This window comes from Gymnodinialimonas sp. (assembly GCF_059726805.1).
In genome coordinates this window covers 1-18,986 of the sequence record NZ_AP041059.1, presented here as the reverse complement: position 1 = coordinate 18,986, position 18,986 = coordinate 1, and the positions used below count along the sequence as shown (strand labels likewise).

Below are 18,986 nucleotides of genomic sequence, written 5' to 3'. Positions count from 1 at the left end.
TTACACTGTTCGGGATTTTAGAAGAATGGAGAGACTGCCTTCGGCCCAGACCCTGCGGCGGATGACGTATTTCGCGGCGATTGCCGAGGCGGGATCGATCCGCGGCGCCGCGCGGCGGTTGCGCTTGTCGGTGCCTGTCATCTCGGGCGCGCTGGCCGAGCTGGAGGCTGAGCTGGGCGTCAGCCTGGCGGTGCGCACGACGCGGAGTTTTCGGCTGACGGAAGCTGGCGAACGGGTGCGCGAGAAAGCCGCCGGGATCGTGGCGTTGATGGCGCAGACCCAGACGATTGGCGCGCCGGACCGGCCCCTGACGGGGCGGCTGGCGATGAGTGTTCCGGTGGAGTTGGCGGCCCATTGGTTGCCGCCGATCCTGGCGCAATTTCGCGCCGCCCACCCCCGTGTGCAGCTGCATGTGGACAGCAATGACGGCGTGGTGAACCTGGGCGATAGCGCGGTGGATCTGGCGGTGCGCGCGACGATGGCGGATCACGGATTGCCGCTCGCCTGTGTGATGGCGCGCGGGGCGGATCCGGCGCACCTGCCGCTGCTGGGTGGCGGCGGGCAGAATGGGCGCGTGCGGGCGCGGAAAAAGACGACGGGGGAAGAGGTGACGCTGGAGCTCGACGGCGCGATTGCGGTGAATGACAAATCCACCGCCCGAGAAATGGTGCGCGCGGGCCTTGGCGCAGCGCTTCTGATTGACCTGGGGCTGGACGACGGGTTTGTGAGCGTGGACCCGAGGCTCGACTTCGGGGCGGTGGCGCTGGAGGTGATCCTGCGCGACCCCTTGCCAAGCGCCGAAGTCACTGCGTTCCTGGCCATGGACGCGATCCGGGGATTGCCGGTCGTCCCAAGAGGGAGAGTAGGATGAGTGGTCTGTTCCTGGTGGCCGTGCCGGGCCTTGAAGGCCCGTTGGAGGCGGAAGCCCGGCGGCTGGGGTTCGCCGGGGTGAAGCGCGTGGCGGGCGGCGTGGCGGCGGAAGGGGATTTGGCAGAAGCGGCGCGGGCCAATCTGGTGCTCCGCTGTGCGGTGCGGGTGCTTTTGCGAGTGGCCGAGTTCCGCGCGATGCATCTGGCGCAGTTGGACAAGCGGTCGAAGAAGGTGGATTGGCTTTCCGTGTTGCGCCCGGATGTGCCGGTGCGGGTAGAGGCGGTGTGTCGGAGATCGAAGATCTATGTGAACAAGGCGGCGGTGCAGAGGGTTTCTGGCGGGTTGGCGGCGGCGGGGATTCCTGTGGCGAAGGACGGTGCGATCTCGGTGAAGGTGCGGATCGATGACGATCTTTGCACGATCTCGGTGGATACGACCGGAGAAGCGCTGCACCGGCGCGGGCACAAGGAATTCGTCGGCAAGGCCCCGATGCGCGAAACGATGGCGGCGGGGTTTCTGGCAGAGATGGGGTTTGATGGATCTCAAGCTGTGGTCGACCCGATGTGCGGATCCGGCACGTTTGTGCTGGAGGCGGCGGAGATGGCGCTGGGGCTGGTTCCGGGGCGGTCGCGGCGCTTTGCTTTTGAGGATATGGCGGGTGGACAGGATGGGAGCCTCCGGCGGGGATATTTGAAGAACGGGGAAATGGGGGGGCGTGAGATACGGGTCCCGAGGTTCTTTGGGTTTGACCGGAATGATGGGGCTATTCGCGGTGCGGTGGCGAATGCCGAGCGCGCAGGGGTGAGCGAGGTCGTGGCGTTTGGGCGCGGGGCGGTGAGTGATTTGCAACCGCCCGAAGGGGTGGTGCCGGGCATTGTGATTGTGAATCCACCCTATGGCGGGCGGATTGGGGAGCGGAAGTTGTTGTTTGGGTTGTATGGCGCGTTGGGGGCGGTGCTGGCGGAGAAGTTCGGCGGCTGGCGTGTGGGGATCGTGACCAGTGACGGCGGGTTGGCGAAGGCCACGGGGCTGGATTTGGAGGCCGGTGGGCCGGTGGATCATTCCGGGACGAAGGTGCAGTTGTGGCAGGGGCTGCTTTGAACGATGCGATGCTGGTCCGACGGTTTTCTTTGAGATCGGTCGCTGGGGCGGCTTGCGCATCAGGGGCCGAGGCGTCTTGCTCGCTTCCATGAGTCGGCGATGCGGGGCTTGGTTTGGCACTCTGCCCACGACACATGGCGCGCGTCCTTCCGAGCAGAAGCAAACGGATGTTGGTGCACCGAATTGAGGGTCTTTGCGGCGGGTCGTTCAGCTGGTGGGCACCGCCAGTTGCACGATGCCGTATTGCTCGAACGGGAAACCGGGGAGCAGGCCGATGTGATAGGTGCCGGTGGCCGTTCCCAGGGCCTGCTCGATATCGAGCGACAGGATGAACGTGGTCGCGGTGCCGTCGGCAAACCCGGCGCGGCTGTCGAGCATGATTTGGCCGGTGAAGAGGATGCATTCGTGCCCGGGGGCGCAGGCGGAGACGCCGTCCTCAAAGGTGGGCGCGCGTCCGGTGCCGGTGACATCGCCCGCCAGGTTGATGTTGTCGAAGCCGCCCGAGAGCGCGTAGGTGCCGTCAGGCTTCTGGTCGACGATGAGCGTCGCAGCGGCGCGGACGCCGACCGTGACGTTATGGGCAGCACCGGTCAGGGTGCGGGGCGTGTCGGCCTGGACAAGGCTGGGGACGGTGAGGGCCGCCAGAAGCGTCAGCAGTTTGAGGGCGGTGCGCATGTCTGTCTCCTCCGTGGGGTGCGGGGGGATTATGCAGACAGGCTGCGCGCCTGCACAGTCCTGAAACCCTGCAGGCGCTTTGGGGTCTTACTGGACGGGGAAGTAATCCTCGCAGCTGCCCTCGCGGTAGACGTCTGCGGTGCAGCAGTGGAGGCCGCCGCCGAAGGCGTAGGCGTCGCGCAGGTCGACGGGGATGACGTTCATGCCGAGCTTGTCCATTTGTTCAGCTTGGTAGACCTCGGACGCTTCGACGCAGACGGTTTTGGGGTCGAGGACCAGGACGTTCATGCTGAGCCAGGTGGAGGAATAGCAGAGCGGCGGGGGCGCGTTGTGGGCCGGTTGCGCGGCGTCGACGATTTCCCAGCCGTTTCGCTCGTACATAGCGCGTTGATCTTCGGGGAGGCGGCGCTGGGGGTTGTTGAGGATCAGGCCGGGGCGGAGCGGCGTGAAGGTCGCGTCGATGTGGATCGGGTAGGGGTCGCCGGGGAAATTCACGGCGTGCACGCGGTGGTCCGGGAAGTGGCGGCGGAGCCATTCGATGCCCTTGAGGTTGGTGGTGAAGCCGTGCTGGACGACGAGGTCTTTGCCGAACCGCAGGACGTCCGCCGCGTCGAAGAGGGGCTCCTCTTCAGTGGTCACGAAGAACTTTTCTTCCGCCCATTTCAGGCGCTGGGCGTTGCCGATTTTTTCGGACAGGTAATCCGGGTGGTAGTCGGCGTCAGTCAAGCGGGGCTTGGGTGCGGCCTCGTGCCGGAAGTTGGGGTCCTCATCCCAGTATTTCTGCATGAGCGGCCGGTAGTTGAGGTATTCGAACCAGCGGGAACGATAGGACATCGTCGCCTCAAGAATTTCTGAACCGACGGTCAGAAGGACATCGCGCGGCGGCATGCAGCCGAACTGGCTGTCGGTGTGGAAATCGGGCGTTGTGGCGGGCTTGGAATGGTCGATGGAGGTGGGGCGGTCGACGCGGATGCCCCGGGCCTCCAACTGACGCGCGAAGGTGTCGAGCAGCTCATTCGCGCGATCAATCGTCTCTTGCGGGCGGCGGCCCCATTGGCCGCGCATGTCGCTGTCTTCGGGCACTTTGGCATCGAGCGCAGGTTCCTCGGGCGGGATATGGCAATCATCGGCGCGGCCCACGATGACGTGGCGCAGCGGGTCCCATTCGTTCCAGCTGTTGACGATAGTTTTGGTCATTGGCGTCCCCTCCCGAACCAGTAGCTGAGACGGTTTAGGAGCGGGCGCAGGCCGGGGCAAGACGGTTTAGAAGATGCGCAGGCCGAGGGTTTGGCCGATGTGCGAGAGGGTCGCATCCTCGAAAGCGTTGGGCCAGGGGATATCGTTTGCATCGGCGAATTTGCGGGCGCGGTGCAGGTAGGCTGAGGCATAGCCGCGATGGGCTTCAAGCACGCCGTCGCGCGTCGGGATCAGCGGCGGCAGTGACACCAGGAGGTCGCGCTGTTCAGGGGTGAGGCGGGGGTTCAGGGTCAACGCGCCACCCCGGTAGGGCACGTGCGCCTCGGCGATCAGCAGATCAATCAGGAGGGTGCGCAGGTGCATGAGCCCAGTGACGCCGTTGATGTATTCCTCGCGCCCCATCACCAGCGGCAGCAGGCCGAGGATGCGAATGAACTCTTCAAACTGGTAGGCGAGGCGTTTGGGATCCAGCGAGCTGGGCGGCGCGGTGGCGGCAAGGGTTTGGTGGAAGTTGTCGGGGTCAAACAGCGCACGGGTGGCGTCCTGGGTGTGGCGCCCCAGTTGATCCGGTTTCAGGATCAACACGTCGATGCGGGTGGCAGGGGCCAGGATCGCGTTGATCAGGGTGGGGGCGACGGTGCGGTCGCGCCAAAGGACGATGTCGCCAAGGGGGGCGAGCGCCGCACGCCAAAGGACCGCCACGGCGTCCGTTGCGCCGTCGTCGGTGACAATGACGAAATCGACGTCGCTGTAGGGATCAGCGGTCTGGGTGCCATGGCTGCCACCCAGAAAGACGGCGCGGATGCTGCCCGACGTGACAAGGGTATCGCAGATCCGCTGGGCGATGGCGGGGATCATGTGAGGGTGACGCCCGCCGCCGCCATCCCCGCGCGTGCCGCTTCCAGCGAGCCGTCGAAGTCGATGGCGCGGCAGAGGTCTTCGCGGACGGTCACGTTGAACCCCAGTTTCGCGGCATCCACGGCGGAGTAATTCACGCAGAAATCGGTGGCGAGGCCGACCATTGTCAGGGCCGTGATGCCTCGGGTCCTCAGGTAGCCGTCCAGCCCCGTGGGCGTGGTTTTGTCATTCTCGAAAAACGCGGAGTAGCTGTCGATGGCGGGGTCGTAGCCCTTTCGAATGATCAGATCGGCGCGGTCGGTGGTGAGGTCTTCGTGGAAGGCCGCGCCGGGGGAGCCTTGGATGCAGTGATCGGGCCACAGCACCTGGGGGCCGTAGGGCATCTGCGTGAGGCTCATCGGCTCGGCGTTATGGGACGACGCGAACGACGAATGGCCGGCCGGGTGCCAATCCTGGGTGAGGATGACGGTGGCGAAGTCGGCCATCAGCGCGTTGATGCCGGGCACGATGGCGTCTCCGTCCGCCACGGCCAGCGCACCGCCGGGACAGAAGTCGTTTTGCACATCGATGACGAGGAGGGCTTGGGTCATGGGGCGTCCTTTCCTGCACACCTGAAAGTACGACGTGACGGGCGATTTGGAAACCGGACAGGCGCGGGAATTGACCCGCATCAACGCGCGAACGGGCCCGGTGCGGTATCCTTTTGCCTTGGCAATCCCATACCGGGACATGCGGGCAAGGAGGATGATCCATGAAAGTGTTTATCGGATATGCGACGACGGAAGGCCAATCGCGGAAGGTCGCGCGCTGGGCGAGTGACCGGTTGGTGGATGACGGCCATTCGGTGGAGTTGATGGCGTTGGCGGACGGCGATGACCTGGACCTGAGCCGGTTTGACCGCGCCGTGCTGATCGCGTCCATCCATGCGAGCCATTATCAATCATCGCTGGCTGAGTTCGTGACGCAGCACGACGCCTGGCTGGGCACGCACCCGGCGCTGTTCCTGTCCCTGTCGCTGGCCGCGGCAGGACATGATGCAGAGGATTGGCGGACCTTGGACAAGATCGCCGCAGATTTCAGTGCCGCAACGGGGTGGACCCCGGGTGTGATTGAGCATGTCGCGGGCGCCTACAAACCCAGCCAGTACGACATTCTGAAACGCTTCATCATGCGGCGCATCGTGGCCGCGAAGAATCCCGAAGCGGACCCGAACCTGGATCACGAATACACGGATTGGGACGGGTTGGCGGATCGGGTGGATCAGTGGATGGCCTCATAGTGGAAATGTTGTCTTGTTGTCATGACACGAATCAGGCTATCGTCGTGGCATGAAGAAGATCGAACGGATGCAAACGGGCCTGCGCCTGGAAAAGAACATGGTGAAAGTGCTGAAAGGCACGGCGGAATACCTCGACATTTCCATGAGCGAACTGGTGGAGGCGATTGCGCTGCACGCCTTTGACGACAAGCCCGTGTTCAACGAGACCACGCGCGCCAAGATTGCGGCGCTTCGCGATGTCTATGGCTTCACGCTGACCTCGGACGATGCCCATGGGCTGGAGGAAGAATTCAAATGACTTACGATGCGATGCTCGACCAGATCCTTTCGGGCCAGATGCCCGCAAATGGGCTCAGCCACCAGGATCATCTGGGCACGGCCCATGCGGCCCTGCGCCGGTGGGAGTTCTTTGAAGCCGCCCATCGGTATGCCTCGGCCCTGCGGGCGGTGACGCAAGCCGCCGGAGCGCCCGGGAAATTCAACGCCACGCTGACCCTGGCGTACCTGTCGTTGGTGGCAGAGCGGATGGGGCCAGAGGGAAGTGAGGCCTTTGTGGCCGAGAACCCGGATCTGCGGCCCGAGGCCTTGGGGCGCATCGGTTATGACGCCGCGCGGCTAAGCCACCCCAAGGCCAGAGAGGTCGCGCTGCTGCCCGCGGGCCTGTGATTGAACTGAGCCGTCCGAGGGCGTATCTGGGCTGCCATGTATACCGTCGCCGCCCTTTATCATTTCGCTCCCGTGCCCGATCCTGCGGCTGTGCAGAAGCCGCTGGCGCAGGTGGCATGCGGGGCGGGGGTCAAAGGCTCCCTCCTGATCGCGCCCGAGGGGATCAACGGGACGATTGCGGGGCCGCGTGAGGGGATCGACCGGGTCCTGGCCCATATCCGCAATTTGCCCGGGTTCGCCGGGCTGGAGTGGAAGGAAAGCCACGCGCAGGAGGCGCCCTTCGGGAAGCTGAAGGTGCGGTTGAAGAAAGAAATCGTGTCGATGGGCGCGCCGGGGCTGGACCCGGCCACGGTCGGAACCCACGTGGCGGCGGCGGAGTGGAACGCGCTGATCAGCGCGCCCGATGTGGCCGTGATCGACACTCGCAACGCCTATGAGGTGGAGATCGGCACGTTCGAAGGCGCCATCGATCCGGGCACCGAGACGTTCCGCGATTTTCCCGCGTGGTGGGAAGCCAACAAGGAGCGTTTCGCCAACCAGCGCATCGCGATGTTCTGCACCGGCGGCATCCGGTGCGAGAAATCCACCGCCTATCTGAAAGCGCAGGGGGTGGAGGACGTGTTCCACCTGAAGGGCGGGATCTTGCAGTACCTTGAGGATGTGCCGGAAGAAGACAGCCTGTGGCAGGGCGGCTGTTTCGTCTTCGACGAACGGGTCGCCGTGGGCCACGATCTGAAGGAGCTGCCGTTCGAGCTGTGCCGCGCCTGCCGCCATCCGATTACCTGCGAGGAGAAGGCGGATTCCGCCTTCGAGGAGGGGGTGTCTTGCCCGCGCTGCATCGACGTACACTCCGATGCCGACCGCGCGCGGTTCCGCGAGCGGCAAAAGCAGATCGCCTTGGCGAAGGCGCGGGGCGAGGTTCACTTCCGCCGCTAGGCCGCCCGCCGCCCGTGCCAGATCCCGGCCAGCAGAACCAGCGCGGCAAGGCCCGCGCCGATGGATGACACCTGAACCACAGTCTGGAAGCTCGTGGCCTGGGCGATCAACCCCACGGCCGGGCCTGACAAGAGCCCGCTGACCATCAAGGTGTTCCAATAGATCGCCGTCGCCTGCGCCGGACGGTCCTGCGCAAAGCTTTGAACGTAGCTGATCCCGAGGCTGGCGAAGAGGCCGTAGTAAAGCCCTTCCAACGCCGAGCCGATCACCATCTGCGGCAAGCTCGTGACCTGCGACAGAAACAGGATCGCGCCCACCGCGATGCAGCTTGTGACCAGCAGCGGGCCGCTGAGCCCGAAACGCGCCATCAGGAACGGGGTGGAGAAGATCGCAAAGACCTCCACAAACGTCTTCACGCTGAAGGCAAAGCCGGGCGCGAAATCGGGCAGGCCGACCTCGGTCACGAAGAACAGGGGCAGGGCGGTGAACGTCAGGCCGTGGGCGACGGACATCGCAAAGATGAACGCCGCCGCCAGCCAAAGGCCGGTGTTTGTGGGCACTTTGCCCCCGGCGGGCGGTTTCTCGGGTGCCTTGGCCTGTACGTCCCGGGGCAGGGTTAGGTACCACCAGGCCAGCCACACCGCGCCCACGACCGTGGCGCCTTTGAACACGATCTCATTGCCGAACTGTCCGGCGGCCAGAAAGCTGACGGCGGGGCCGACCATCCAGGCGGTGGAGGTGGTGGCGCGCATGATCGCGTTGAAGCGCGTGCGCGCCACGCCGTGCCGCTCGGCCATATGGCCGCCAAGGCTGAACATCGTTGAGATCGCCGAGGCGCTGATACCGTAGCCGACAACGCCGATGGTAAGCATCACCGGGACGGTCGGCGACACGGACATGACCAGCGATGCGACCGTAAAACCGCCCGCCGCCACCCCGATCAGCGGGAACACCGGTACGCCCGCATCGATCCAGCGCCCGAAGGCGCGGTTTGCGGTGACCGTCAGCACAATGGCGAGGAAGGAGTAGACGCTGAGCATCCAGGGTGGTTGCCCCAGCCCATCGATCAGGAAGAACCCCATGAACGGTACCACGGCAGAATTGCTGAGGGTGCCGATGAACAGCAGCAGCAGGAAAGGGGCGAAGCGACGGGTCATGGACCGGACCTCGCACGGACGCGGAACGCTGCCAAACGAAAAAGCCCCCGACTTGCGCCGGGGGAGTTGGGACACGCCTGAGTGAGGATGCGTGGGGGAGAGTGAGAGAGAGGGAGAGAGAATTTCCGGACACCCAACCCATCAGGGGAAACGGGGGCTAGGGAGGGTTAGGTGCCCGGGGTTTCGGCCAGGGGGCTGGCCGATCCTTGGAGGCTGGTGCGATTGAGGCTTACCAGCCGAAAGTCATTGGTGGCTTACCAGCCGAAGACGAAGACCAGGTCGCCCTGGTTGCCGTTCTGGGCGAGGTGGGCGTTGGTGTTTTCACCGAACTGGAAAACGCCACCGGCGTTGCCTCCGCCACCCTGGGCGAGCGAGCCGTTGTGGCCGTTGCCTTCCTGGTGGATGACGCCCACCGAGCCGCCCTGGGCAACCTGGCCGAGGACTTGGCCGGCATCTGCGCCGTTGGCGATCTGGAAGAGGGCCAGGGCGCCGGTCATCATGTCACGCTCCTGCTGGTTGCCGGCGGAGATGCCGAAGCTGATCTGTTGGGCAGCTGCGGGGACAGCGGCGGTGGCGAGAACGAGGGCGGCGGCGGTAAAGGTTTTCTTAAACATGGCAGTGTTCCTTGGAAAAAAGTGGTTTTGAGAAGGGGTCGAATAAAAGATGTCTTGGAAAAAGGTCTTGGTCTTGGAGCAGTGTTACAGGGTGGCGGGGCAGCGGTAGGTTTGCCCGTCGATGGTCAGGATCATCTCGGCATCCAGGCTGGAGGCAGAGCCGCTGGTCATCATGCGACCCAGCTCCAGCGTTTCACCGGCGCGGACCGAGAAGGGACCGCCCTGGTTCATGCGAGTGCCGGGGCCCTCAACACGCAACTGGTAGATGCCGGAAACGGCGGTGGTGGCTTGGATCATCGGCTCGATCTGCAAAAGACCGTTGTTGGTGCCGATGGCGAGCGCGCAGGCAATCGGCGCGGCGGTCTGGGCGTGGGCTTCGCGGGTGACATCTGCGGTTTCGGCAGAGATCGCGGTGCAGCCCAGGACGGCCGTTGCGACGGCGGCGGTAATTGCAGCGGTCTTGGGGGCCGTGGAGGATTTGATAAGCTTGGTCATTGGCCTGTCCTTTATGAAAATGAGGGTCGAAGAAGGCGTCTTGGAAAATCTTGGGGTGGTTTACTCCGGGGGCGGGGCGAAGGGGAGAAGGGGAATCCCGCCCCCGGAGGGTTCCGGGCCAGAAGGGGTTGGCCCGGGTCTTGGGTCTTAGTTGGCCTGGATGATCAGGGCGGTGTTGCCGGTGCCGTTCTGGTTCAGGATGCCGGTGTTACCCACGCCGGACTGGATCACTGCGCCGGTCTGGAAGTTGCCGTTCTGGACAACCTCACCGTAGTTGAAGGCGCCGGACTGCTGAACTGCGCCAGCGTTGAAGGAACCGTTCTGGCCGACAACGCCGGTGTTGAACGCGCCGTCCTGACCGACCACAACAGTGTTGAAGTTGCCGTTGGAGATGCCGGCGGCGACGTTGTTCCAGCCGTTCTGACCGATGGCGGTGTTGTTGCAGTTGCCGAACTGCTGGACGCCAGCGGAGTTGTCCCAGCCGAACTGAGTCGCCGTTGCGATGTTGCAGGCCGATGCGGCGCCAACAGTTGCGATCAGAGCGATGGAGACGGCGGCGGTTTTGATAAGTGCGAGTTTCATTGTGTGAATTCCTATAAATATGAAGTTTTGGTTTAGGTGTGTGTTTCAGGTTCGTGTTGTGCAGCTCGTATTTGGGTAATGCCCTGTGAGCCGATGACCAACTTTTGGCCCATTCCCCGGCTGTCAGACAATTTCCGTGAAAAGAAAGGTCATAACAGCACGATGTTATTGGATGTCATCAGTGTAACATGCTGAAAAATATGTTTTTTACTGAGTGGGCGGCGGAGGTGACGCAACGTCGGAAAATTGCGCGATAGCACTCTGTCATGGCGTTGTAAGAGCGATGTTATCGGCTGTCAGAGCGGCAGGTAAGGTTTCCCCGCAATTCCTGAACCGACGCGCAGGCGCGGGATTCGTCGGAAGCTTCGCTTAAGGTAAGGCTGCCCTTACCTCTTGGCGTTGATTCGAATCATTCTTGAAAATGGGGTCAGCCCGGAAAGGTCTCATCCAGGATTTTCCACACCGGAAGAATCGCGGGAATCATCTTGTTGAGGGTCTTGAGGAGGCCGTCGTTCTCCCACCCGGTCGGCAAATCGGTCGAAAGCGCCAGGGCTTTGCGTTTGAGAAGCGCGCCGTGGGGGTGGTCCTGGTTGTAGGGCTTGGGCACCCGCTTGAGAGGATCGGGGCCCCAGTCACTGATCTGCGCGTTGGAGGCGGCAATCGCATCGCTAAGGTCATCGCCGTGGCGGTCGACCATCTGGCGGTAGGTGGTGAGGCTGTCTTTTTCCAACCCCATGATCCCCATCCCGAGGATCAGGTACTCAGGCGACGCGCCAAAGAACCACGCGGGCCCCAGACCGGGCCGTGACCACATCAGGTGCAAATGGGTGTTGTAAGGCGTCTTGTCCTTGGAGAACCGCACATCGCGGTGGATGCGGAAAACCTTGGGCTTGTGCGCCTTGCCGGTGTGCTTGGCGATATCCTCGGCCAAGAGGTCGGCCAGGAGTTCAGCGGGTTTCTTGATGTCGGAGTTGTAGGTGGCCTTGTTGGCCTCGTAGTAGTCGCGCGTGTTGTTGGCCGCGAGTTGCGCGAAGAACGCGTTGGCGCGGGTGATGAGGGTGTCGAAACCGTCGGACATGGTGGAAGCTCCCGTTTCGGGATGATGATAGAGCTTTGGCGCGCAGAGTCACCGGTGGCGCAGCGGGGGCCAGCCCCCGCACACACCAACAAGCGGGGGCCAGCCCCCGCACCCCCGGGATATTTCAAGAACGGGGAAAGAGGGGAGAGCGCTAGTCCGGGAAGTCTTGCAGGCCGATTTCCGAGCGGAGCGCGCCCAGGTGCCAGTCCATGACGATGCGGGTCAGGGTGAAGGGGTCATCAGTGTCGAGGCCGGTGAAGCCGATCGCGCGCATCGTGTTGATCGAGGTCTGGAAGGCCTGTGCCGTGGCGGCATCCCAGATGCCGGTGGGCTGGACCGGCTGACCAGAAGCCATGAGGACCCGCTGTGCGGTTTCCAGGGCTTCGGACCCGCCGGGCATCCCGGAGAAATGGAGGCGGATCAGGTCTGCGCCGCTTTGTGCAGCGGCGGGCGTCGCCAGCGCGGCGCAGAGGGCGAGTGTTGGGGCGAGGCGCAAGGGGTCAGAAATCCAGGTTCTCGACGCTGAGTGCGTTGTTCTGGATGAACTCCCGCCGAGGTTCCACCACGTCGCCCATCAGTTTGGTGAAGATGTCGTCGGCATCGGCCAGGTCGTCGATCTTGACCTGCAGGAGCGTCCGCGCCTCGTGGTCCAGGGTGGTTTCCCAGAGCTGATCGGGGTTCATTTCGCCCAGGCCCTTGTAGCGCTGCATCTGCTGGCCCTTGGCGCCTTCATCGAGGATCGCCTTGAGCAGCTCGGTCGGGCCGTGGATCAATTGCGTGCGTTCCTTGCGGGAGAAGGTCGCGGGGTCTTGGTAGACGGTGCGGCTGTCCTTGGAGACCTCGGCCAGTTTGCGCGCCTCGCCGGAACGCAGGACCGCGCCGTCGAGGGTGCGGATCTCTTCCACGCCGCGCAACACGCGGGACAGGCGGATGCCGTGGTCCTGGGTGATGCGGCCACTCCAGCCGCGCTCATATTCCACGGCGACCATGTCGAGACGTTGGGCGACAGTGTCGGCCACGCCTTGCAGGTCGGCGTCGGCCTTGCCTGCGTCAAACGCGCCCGCGAGGGCGGCCTGTTCCACGATATGACGCGGGTAGTGGGTGGGGAAGGCATCGAGGATGCGCTTGAAATTGCGCGCGCCAGTGACGACGCGGGCGAGGTCCTGGCCCGCGATCTCTTCGCCTGAGGACAGCTTCAGGGAGGCGCCCTCTATGCCTTGAGCGACGAGGTAGTCCTCCAGCGCGGTTTCGTCCTTCAGGTAGACCTCGGACTTGCCGCGGCTGACTTTATAGAGCGGTGGCTGCGCGATGTAGAGGTAGCCGCCTTCGATCAGCTCTGGCATCTGGCGGAAGAAGAACGTCAACAGCAGCGTGCGGATGTGGGCGCCGTCGACATCGGCGTCGGTCATGATGATGATCTTGTGGTAACGCAACTTGTCGATGTTGAATTCATCGCGGCCAATGCCGGTGCCAAGCGCAGTGATCAGCGTGCCGATTTCCTGGGAGCCCAACATCCGGTCAAACCGCGCGCGTTCGACGTTGAGGATCTTGCCGCGCAGGGGCAGGACGGCCTGGTTGTGTCTGCTTCGCCCCTGTTTGGCGGAGCCACCGGCGGAGTCGCCCTCCACCAGGAACAGTTCGGACTTCGACGGATCCTTCTCCTGACAATCGGCCAGCTTGCCGGGTAGTGAGGCGATATCCATCGCCGTCTTGCGCCTGGTCAGTTCGCGCGCTTTGCGGGCGGCTTCGCGGGCCAGCGCGGCCTCGATGATCTTGCTGACGATCTGCTTGGCTTCGTTCGGGTGCTCCTCAAACCACTCCTGCAACTTCTCGTTCACCAGGCCTTCCACAGCGGGACGCACCTCGGACGAGACCAGCTTGTCTTTCGTCTGGCTGCTGAATTTCGGGTCCGGCACCTTCACGGACAGCACGCAGGTCAGGCCTTCGCGCGCGTCGTCGCCAGTGAAATTCACTTTCTCCTTCTTCGCGATCCCGCTGGATTGCGCATAAAGGTTGATCGTTCGCGTCAACGCGCCCCGGAAGCCTGCGAGGTGCGTGCCGCCGTCGCGCTGGGGGATGTTGTTGGTGAACGGCAGCACGTTCTCGTGGTAGCTGTCGTTCCACCACATGGCGACTTCGACGCCAATCTCGTCCTTCTCACCGGTGATGAAGATCGGCTCTTCCATGGCGGAGGTTTTGGAGCGGTCGAGGTAGCGGACGAATTCGCGTACGCCGCCTTCGTAGTATAGCTCGCTCTCCAACGCCTCAGCAGGCCGCTCATCGCGCAGGATGATGCGCACGCCGGAGTTCAGAAAAGCCAGCTCGCGCAGGCGGTTTTCCAGGGTGGTGAAGATGTAATCGAGGTTGGAGAACGTTTCGGTCGACGCCATGAAGCGAACCTCCGTCCCGGTCCTGCCGCCCGCGTCACCCACAACTTCCAGATGCTTGGCGGTATCGCCCCGCTCAAACCGCGCGATATGCTCCTTGCCGTCGCGCCAGATGCGCAGCTCCAGCCAATCGCTGAGCGCGTTCACGACGGACACACCCACCCCGTGCAGACCGCCCGAGACCTTGTAGGAGTTGCTGTCAAACTTACCGCCTGCGTGGAGCTGGGTCATAATGACCTCAGCGGCAGACACACCCTCTTCCTCATGGATACCCACGGGAATTCCGCGCCCGTTGTCGTGCACGGAAACGCTGGAGTCCGCATGGATCGTGACGGTGACGGCGTCCGCGTGACCGGCCAATGCCTCGTCAATGCCGTTGTCCACGACCTCGTAAACCATGTGGTGCAAACCGCTGCCGTCATCGGTATCACCGATGTACATGCCAGGGCGCTTGCGGACGGCCTCCAACCCTTTGAGAACTTTGATAGAATCGGCGCCGTAGTCTTCGCCGTTTGCGGGTGTGTCGCTCATGTCTTTTTTGTCCCGTTCTGCTGCCCAATATATACGCATTTGCGGGGGCAATGTCACGCGATTGGCACAAGATTTAGGGGGTTTGGAGGGTGATCAGCAACGCCGTGACGGCGGCCACGGTATTCCAGTTTCGCGCCGTTACTGGGCACCCTGCCAAACGTTCCAATCGGGTCGCGATTCTCGAGCGTCCGAAGCCGTCGGGCGTGTAAAGCCAGGTGACGCCGGGGGTGGCATGGAGGCGCTCGGATGGGGAAAGTAAGGCTTGCATCGGCGCGGCGTTAAGCGGCGGGCCATCGTGGAAAAAGCCGTGCAACGCCTTGGGTTGGTCCGTCGCAAAAGGGTTCGTGGCGACACGGGCGTGCCAGTCGGTGATAGCCATGATGGCGGGGCGGAAACCGTGGGCGGTTTCGATGCTTTCGGCCAGCGCGTGAGTATCGACGGGCTTAGGGCAGACTGCGTTGCCCGATTGCAGATGCGTCAGCGCGCCTCCCGCGCCGAGTTCATCGAGCAGGCGGCGTAGCTCGGCCATCGGCAGCTTGCCGTGCCCGCCCACGTTGATCCCGCGCAGCAAAAGCACCTGTTCCGTCATGACACGAGGCTTTCGCCGCTGTCTTCGGTGATCTCGAAATGCTGCGCCCGGTCGCCGAGCTCTGCGAATAGTTCCGGCCCCGTGCCGGTCATCCAGGCCTGAGCCTCCAACGCGCAAATCTCATCGAACAGCGCGGCACGCCTGTTCGCATCCAAATGGGCCGCGACTTCGTCAAGAAGTACCAGGGGCGCGGTGCCGGTCTCAGCCTTCAGGGCGCGGGCGTTGGACAGGATCAGCGAGATCAAAAGCGCCTTTTGCTCGCCAGTGGAGCATTGCTTGGCGGCCACGCCCTTGTCGCGGTAGATGGCGGCCATGTCGGCGCGATGGGGGCCGACCAGCGTCCGCCCGGCAGCAAGATCGCGCGGACGGCTTTCCGCAAAGGCCTGCATGAAGTCTTCGGCGGTGGCACAGGGATGTTCGGTCTCGATGCCTAGATCAGCGGCGGGGAAAGCGGTGGCAGCGCCGTCCTGCGCGGCGCTGATCCGCGCCAGGGCCGCGTTGCGCCCCTCCACAATCCGCGTCCCGGCGTCAGCCATCTGCGCCTCCAGCGCGCGGTACCAGGCGGGATCGCGGGCGTCGTCGCGCAGCAGGCGATTGCGCTCTCGCATCGCTTTCTCATAGCTCAGGACGGCATCGGCGTGATCTGGCAAGAAGCTGAGTGTGATCCGGTCAAGGAAACGCCGCCGCCCCTCAGCCGCCTCGCTCCAGAGCCTGTCTTGGGATGGCACCAGCCAGACAACCCGAAGCAGCTTTGCCAGCGCGACTTGCGGCGCGCCTTTCCCGTCCACCTGGGTCGTACGGGGCTGGCCCGGTTCTGCCGTCAGCGTGATCTCGTGGCCCACACCGGGCCCGGTCACCTCGGCCTTTACCTTCCAGCCAATCGCCTCCGGCCGCCGGATGATCTCCTCCGCCTGCGCCCGCCGCAGCCCGCGCCCCGGCGACAGCAGCGACACGGCTTCCATCAGGTTCGTCTTACCCGCGCCATTGGGCCCGAAAAGCGCCACAGGGCGCCCGTCCAGCCCCATCCGCGCCCGCCTGTGAGACCGGAAATGCGACAAGGCCAACGACGAGACGAACACTTTGCTCATCGCGCTCCCCTGGCTTCATCTTGCCAAATACAACTCCCCCCGGAGGGTCCCAAAACCCGTCACACGCGCATCGGCATGACGACGTAGATCGCACTTTCGTCATTGCCTTCGCGCATCAGCGTGGGCTCCGCGGGAGAGGAGAACATGAAGACGGCGTTTTCCCGGTCCACCTGGCTGGCGATCTCCAGCAAGTATTTGGCGTTGAAGCCGATTTCCAGCTTCTCGTCGGCGTAGGCCACGACGAGTTCCGCCTCGGCATTCCCTGAATCTGGCGCGTTTACGGACAGCACGAGGCGGTCTTCATCCAGCGCCATCTTCACGGCACGGGACCGCTCGGAACTGACGGTTGCCACCAGGTCGACTGCTTTGGCGAAATCACCGGCGTCCACCTCCATGCGGCGGGTGTTCCCGGCGGGGATGACGCGGGTGTAGTCCGGGAAGGTGCCGTCGATGACCTTGGAGGTCAGGGTGATCTCGGGCGTCGCAAAGCGGATCTTTGTCTCGGAAACCGAGACCGCGATTTGCGCGTCATCATCATCGAGCAGCTTGCGCAGCTCCCCCACCGTTTTGCGGGGCACGATGACGCCGGGCATCTCTTGCGCGCCATCGGGCAGGGCGGAGTCGATCCGCGCCAGGCGGTGGCCATCGGTGGCCACAGCGCGCAGCGCCTTGCCGTTGTCGCCATCGGCAATGTGGAAATAGACGCCGTTGAGGTAGTAGCGCGTTTCCTCGGTGGAAATCGCGAATTTGGATTTGTCGAACAGGCGCCGCAGCTCGGGCGCTTTGGCCGAGAAATTTGCGGCGTAATCGGTGGAGGCCATCACCGGGAAGTCTTCGCGCGGTAGGGTCGCCAGTTGGAACGACGAGCGTCCGGCCTCAATCGTCAGGCGGGCCGCTGTTGTGTCTTCCGTCAGGGACACCAGCGCGCCGTCGGGTAGTTTGCGCACAATCTCATGCAGGGTCACCGCCGACACCGTGGTCGCGCCTGCGCGTTCCACTTGGGCGGGCGCCTTGTCCACCACTTCGATATCCAGATCGGTCGCCCGGAAGCTGACCGTATCGCCTTCGGCCTCGATCAGCACGTTGGCAAGGATCGGGATCGTATTGCGTCGCTCCACCACAGACTGAGCCTGAGAGACAGCGCGCAACAGCGTGGCGCGTTCGATGGAGAGTTTCATGGCAATCGCTCCGACAAAGTGTGGGGCCACGAGACTACTCGGACCCCAGATATTCACAAGTTGAATAAGATACTGCCCGCGCGCTTGCCAGCGTCAAGTGGCAAGCGACCCGTGCAAAGTGGAAACCTAGGCTTCCAGCGTCCGGCGCAACAGTTCCGCGTCTTCGGCGATCTGGCTGTCGGCCTGCATCAGCGCTTCGATCTTGCGAACACCGTAGAGGATCGTGGTGTGGTCGCGTCCGCCGAACTTCTTGCCGATCTCTGGCAGGGAGCGATCGGTCAACCGCTTGCACAGATACATCGCCATCTGACGCGGGCGGGCGAAGATCCGTTGCCGGTTCGCGCTGATCATGTCGGTCTGGCGGATCTTGTAGTATTCGCAGGTCTTCTTGAGGATCTCGTCCATCGTGACCTTCTTGTCGGTCGAACGCAGGACATCTGACAGGCATTCTTTCGCGACATCAACTGTCACTTCACGGCGCACCAGATCGGCGAAGGCGAAAAGGCGCGTCAAGGCACCTTCCAGCACGCGGACGTTCGACGAGATCTTCTGGGCCAGGTATTCCAACACCCCATCGGCGAAAACGATATGCGGATACTTGGTGCCCAGGACCTCGGCCTTGTGCTGCAAGACCCCCAGGCGCAACTCGTAGTCCGTCGGGTGGATGTCCACCACTAGGCCACATTGCATGCGTGAGGCGATCCGATCGTCCAGGTCTTCCATATCGACAGGCGCGCGGTCGCCGGAGATGACGATCTGTTTGCCCATCTCCACCAGGGCGTTGAACGTGTGGAAGAACTCCTGCTGAGTGGAGGTTTTTCCGGCGATGAACTGAACGTCATCGACCATCAGGATATCGACCGAGCGGAAGGTTTCCTTGAAATTGAAAGTGTCCTGCTCGCGCAGGGCCCGCACGAAGCGGTGCATGAACTGCTCGGCAGAGAGGAAGAGGATCTTGGCGTCAGGGAAACGCGCCTGAAGATCCCAGGCGATGGCGTGCATCAGGTGCGTTTTGCCAAGGCCAACGCCGCCGTAAAGAAACAGCGGGTTGAAGGTGACGTCCAGCGTTTCAGCCACACGGCGCGCGGCGGCATGGGCCAGCTCGTTCGGTTTGCCGACGACGAAGTTGGCGAAGGTGAAATTCGGGTTCAGCTTGGCGCCGGGAAGCTCGGGCGGCTGCGCGGCAACGGCAGCGGGTTGTGCGGCTGGCGCAGGCCGGGCGGCGGGCGCGGGTTGTGCGGCTTGGACAGGTGCGGGCGGTGCGGCGGGCGCGGCAGCGGCGACGGGTTCTGGGGTCGGCACGGGTGCGGCGGGCTGCGGGGCAGGGGTAGGCGTGTTGGCGGGCGCGGCGGCAATCGAGCCGCGGGGGGCGACGGTGAACTTCACCCGGTCGGCCCCGGCCCCGTGAGCGGAGAGTTGACGCAGGATCAGATCGCCGAAGTTGTTGGTGACCCAGGACCCGATGAAATTCGTCGGCACGTGGAAGTGAGCGGTGCGTTCATCGACCCGATCAAAAGAGATCGGTTCAATCCATGCAGAGAAGTTGTTTTTGCCAACAACCTTCAAAAGCTCTTGCCGCACTTCGTCCCAAGTGTCGTTCGTCATGCCTACGTCCCGTCCTTTATTTTGCCCGGCGTGTTTGTACCGCCGAATCCTCACCAGAATCTGCCATGCGCGCCCATTGTGCCCCGAACGTCGGTGGTCG

At 63.6% G+C, this 18,986-nt stretch carries 21 protein-coding genes; 6 read left to right on the top strand and 15 right to left on the bottom strand.

What is annotated here, in order from left to right; genetic code table 11:
• Nucleotides 1-25 precede the first annotated feature (25 nt).
• Nucleotides 26-871 (top strand): LysR family transcriptional regulator, encoded by an 846-nt coding sequence (locus AC6I9R_RS00105; RefSeq protein WP_461428718.1) that lies wholly within the window; start codon nucleotides 26-28, stop codon nucleotides 869-871.
• Nucleotides 868-1,971 (top strand): THUMP domain-containing class I SAM-dependent RNA methyltransferase, encoded by a 1,104-nt coding sequence (locus AC6I9R_RS00100; RefSeq protein ID WP_461428717.1) that lies wholly within the window; start codon nucleotides 868-870, stop codon nucleotides 1,969-1,971. Before AC6I9R_RS00105 ends, AC6I9R_RS00100 begins: the two co-directional genes overlap by 4 nt.
• 207 nt (nucleotides 1,972-2,178) lie before the next feature.
• On the opposite strand, the gene AC6I9R_RS00095 is transcribed toward AC6I9R_RS00100, so the two are convergent.
• The 4 genes from AC6I9R_RS00095 to pncA form a co-directional block, all read right to left on the bottom strand.
• Complete coding sequence (locus AC6I9R_RS00095) at nucleotides 2,179-2,646, bottom strand: hypothetical protein (RefSeq protein WP_461428716.1); 468 nt, start codon at nucleotides 2,644-2,646, stop codon at nucleotides 2,179-2,181.
• A gap of 87 nt (nucleotides 2,647-2,733) precedes the next feature.
• Nucleotides 2,734-3,843 carry a serine/threonine protein kinase gene (locus tag AC6I9R_RS00090; protein WP_461428715.1) on the bottom strand — a complete coding sequence of 370 codons (1,110 nt, stop codon included), beginning with the start codon at nucleotides 3,841-3,843 and terminating at the stop codon, nucleotides 2,734-2,736.
• Between the two features lie 66 nt (nucleotides 3,844-3,909).
• On the bottom strand, nucleotides 3,910-4,701 hold the full coding sequence (locus AC6I9R_RS00085; protein ID WP_461428714.1) for a nucleotidyltransferase domain-containing protein: 792 nt from the start codon (nucleotides 4,699-4,701) through the stop codon (nucleotides 3,910-3,912).
• On the bottom strand, nucleotides 4,698-5,291 hold the full coding sequence (gene pncA / locus AC6I9R_RS00080) for a bifunctional nicotinamidase/pyrazinamidase (protein ID WP_461428713.1): 594 nt from the start codon (nucleotides 5,289-5,291) through the stop codon (nucleotides 4,698-4,700). The genes AC6I9R_RS00085 and pncA overlap by 4 nt, the downstream gene beginning before the upstream one ends.
• Nucleotides 5,292-5,452: 161 nt before the next feature.
• Here pncA and AC6I9R_RS00075 point away from each other — a divergent pair, with 161 nt between their 5' ends.
• The 4 genes from AC6I9R_RS00075 to trhO are packed head-to-tail and all read left to right on the top strand — an operon-like array spanning nucleotide 5,453 to nucleotide 7,582.
• On the top strand, nucleotides 5,453-5,980 hold the full coding sequence (locus AC6I9R_RS00075) for a flavodoxin domain-containing protein (RefSeq protein WP_461428712.1): 528 nt from the start codon (nucleotides 5,453-5,455) through the stop codon (nucleotides 5,978-5,980).
• A 49-nt stretch (nucleotides 5,981-6,029) separates the two neighbouring features.
• On the top strand, nucleotides 6,030-6,278 hold the full coding sequence (locus AC6I9R_RS00070) for a hypothetical protein (RefSeq protein WP_461428711.1): 249 nt from the start codon (nucleotides 6,030-6,032) through the stop codon (nucleotides 6,276-6,278).
• Nucleotides 6,275-6,646: a hypothetical protein gene (locus AC6I9R_RS00065; RefSeq protein ID WP_461428710.1), complete on the top strand. Its 372-nt coding sequence runs from the start codon at nucleotides 6,275-6,277 to the stop codon at nucleotides 6,644-6,646. The genes AC6I9R_RS00070 and AC6I9R_RS00065 overlap by 4 nt, the downstream gene beginning before the upstream one ends.
• 36 nt (nucleotides 6,647-6,682) lie before the next feature.
• Nucleotides 6,683-7,582, top strand: a complete 900-nt coding sequence (gene trhO, locus AC6I9R_RS00060; protein WP_461428709.1) for an oxygen-dependent tRNA uridine(34) hydroxylase TrhO — start codon at nucleotides 6,683-6,685, stop codon at nucleotides 7,580-7,582.
• Here trhO and AC6I9R_RS00055 read toward each other — a convergent pair.
• The 11 genes from AC6I9R_RS00055 to dnaA all read right to left on the bottom strand — a co-directional run bounded on the left by AC6I9R_RS00055 (nucleotide 7,579) and on the right by dnaA (nucleotide 18,886).
• Nucleotides 7,579-8,739, bottom strand: coding sequence for an MFS transporter (locus AC6I9R_RS00055; protein WP_461428708.1), 1,161 nt, complete (start codon nucleotides 8,737-8,739; stop codon nucleotides 7,579-7,581). The two genes, trhO and AC6I9R_RS00055, sit on opposite strands and share 4 nt — an antisense overlap.
• A gap of 254 nt (nucleotides 8,740-8,993) precedes the next feature.
• Nucleotides 8,994-9,353 (bottom strand): hypothetical protein, encoded by a 360-nt coding sequence (locus AC6I9R_RS00050; protein ID WP_461428707.1) that lies wholly within the window; start codon nucleotides 9,351-9,353, stop codon nucleotides 8,994-8,996.
• 84 nt (nucleotides 9,354-9,437) lie between these two features.
• On the bottom strand, nucleotides 9,438-9,848 hold the full coding sequence (gene csgH / locus AC6I9R_RS00045; protein WP_461428706.1) for a curli-like amyloid fiber formation chaperone CsgH: 411 nt from the start codon (nucleotides 9,846-9,848) through the stop codon (nucleotides 9,438-9,440).
• 147 nt (nucleotides 9,849-9,995) lie between these two features.
• Nucleotides 9,996-10,430, bottom strand: a complete 435-nt coding sequence (locus tag AC6I9R_RS00040; RefSeq protein ID WP_461428705.1) for a hypothetical protein — start codon at nucleotides 10,428-10,430, stop codon at nucleotides 9,996-9,998.
• 427 nt (nucleotides 10,431-10,857) lie between these two features.
• A complete protein-coding gene (locus tag AC6I9R_RS00035; protein ID WP_461428704.1) occupies nucleotides 10,858-11,508 on the bottom strand; it encodes a DUF2461 domain-containing protein in 651 nt (216 codons plus the stop codon).
• A gap of 151 nt (nucleotides 11,509-11,659) precedes the next feature.
• Nucleotides 11,660-12,004 carry a hypothetical protein gene (locus AC6I9R_RS00030; protein WP_461428703.1) on the bottom strand — a complete coding sequence of 115 codons (345 nt, stop codon included), beginning with the start codon at nucleotides 12,002-12,004 and terminating at the stop codon, nucleotides 11,660-11,662.
• Between the two features lie 4 nt (nucleotides 12,005-12,008).
• A complete protein-coding gene (gyrB, locus tag AC6I9R_RS00025) occupies nucleotides 12,009-14,426 on the bottom strand; it encodes a DNA topoisomerase (ATP-hydrolyzing) subunit B (protein ID WP_461428702.1) in 2,418 nt (805 codons plus the stop codon).
• Nucleotides 14,427-14,499: 73 nt separating this feature from the next.
• The gene (locus tag AC6I9R_RS00020; RefSeq protein WP_461428701.1) at nucleotides 14,500-15,015 is read right to left on the bottom strand and encodes a DUF1697 domain-containing protein; all 516 of its coding nucleotides are present in this window, start codon (nucleotides 15,013-15,015) and stop codon (nucleotides 14,500-14,502) included.
• A complete protein-coding gene (recF, locus tag AC6I9R_RS00015) occupies nucleotides 15,012-16,103 on the bottom strand; it encodes a DNA replication/repair protein RecF (RefSeq protein WP_461428700.1) in 1,092 nt (363 codons plus the stop codon). The genes AC6I9R_RS00020 and recF overlap by 4 nt, the downstream gene beginning before the upstream one ends.
• A gap of 59 nt (nucleotides 16,104-16,162) precedes the next feature.
• Nucleotides 16,163-17,281, bottom strand: a complete 1,119-nt coding sequence (gene dnaN, locus AC6I9R_RS00010; protein ID WP_461428699.1) for a DNA polymerase III subunit beta — start codon at nucleotides 17,279-17,281, stop codon at nucleotides 16,163-16,165.
• Nucleotides 17,282-17,407: 126 nt separating this feature from the next.
• Nucleotides 17,408-18,886 (bottom strand): chromosomal replication initiator protein DnaA, encoded by a 1,479-nt coding sequence (gene dnaA / locus AC6I9R_RS00005; protein ID WP_461428698.1) that lies wholly within the window; start codon nucleotides 18,884-18,886, stop codon nucleotides 17,408-17,410.
• Nucleotides 18,887-18,986 lie beyond the last annotated feature (100 nt).